This window comes from Caballeronia choica, assembly GCF_001544535.1.
GTDB classification, from domain to species: Bacteria; Pseudomonadota; Gammaproteobacteria; order Burkholderiales; family Burkholderiaceae; genus Caballeronia; species Caballeronia choica.
The window spans coordinates 1-650 of sequence record NZ_FCON02000587.1 but is presented as its reverse complement, the minus strand read 5'-3'; the positions used below and the strand labels follow the sequence as shown (position 1 = coordinate 650).

Genomic DNA, 650 nt, shown 5'->3' with positions numbered 1-650 from the left:
CTGCGCGCCCACACGATCGCATCGCCGCCGATCGTGCGGCACATCATCCAGGTCACGCATCCAAAGCGGCCGATCGGCCCCGCCGCGCAGGCGCTCATCGCAATCATCACCGACGAGATAAAACGCGTGACGACGGGTGTGTCGGCCGGGGAACAAGCACCTTAGCGGCTGCGTTCCAACGGTTCGCGCGCGCTACTCGGAACATCGCTGCGCGTGCCGAACAGCGTGTCGCAGATCGGGAACGTAAGGTTGAAGTTCTGTGTCGCCATCACTTCGGGATCGTGGTGCGTGGCGTGCAGGCGCCGCACGGTGTTGACGAGCGGGACACGGTCCAGGAACGGGCTGTCGGTGAAGTGTGAGAGCGTATGCAGGCCCTCGTACATCAGGAAGTACGCTGCCATCGTGAACAGCGCGATGTAGCCTGCGTTGCGTGAGAATACGAAACCGATCACGAGCGCGAACGGCACGGCCGCCAGCACGAACGCAACCGGCGCGAACGGCGGAAACAGCAGCGCGCGCCAGTGACGATGGCCCTTGTATTCAAGCGTCACATGCGTGAAGAAGCGGTGATGAACCGCGCAGTGGCGTTTGTAGATCATGCTGAAATACTTCGTCGGACGATGCAGCACGTAGCGGTGCGCCGCCCATTC

General features: G+C 62.6%; 1 protein-coding gene and 1 pseudogene. One reads left to right on the top strand and one right to left on the bottom strand.

Annotation, left to right across the window (positions count from 1 at the left end):
- Positions 1 to 165, top strand: a pseudogene (locus tag AWB68_RS48000) (LysR family transcriptional regulator); the annotation flags it as partial.
- Here the strand turns inward: AWB68_RS48000 and AWB68_RS45860 are convergent.
- A partial coding sequence (locus tag AWB68_RS45860; protein WP_087650531.1) for a sterol desaturase family protein occupies positions 162 to 650 on the bottom strand: 489 nt, incomplete at its 5' end. The pseudogene AWB68_RS48000 and the gene AWB68_RS45860 overlap by 4 nt on opposite strands.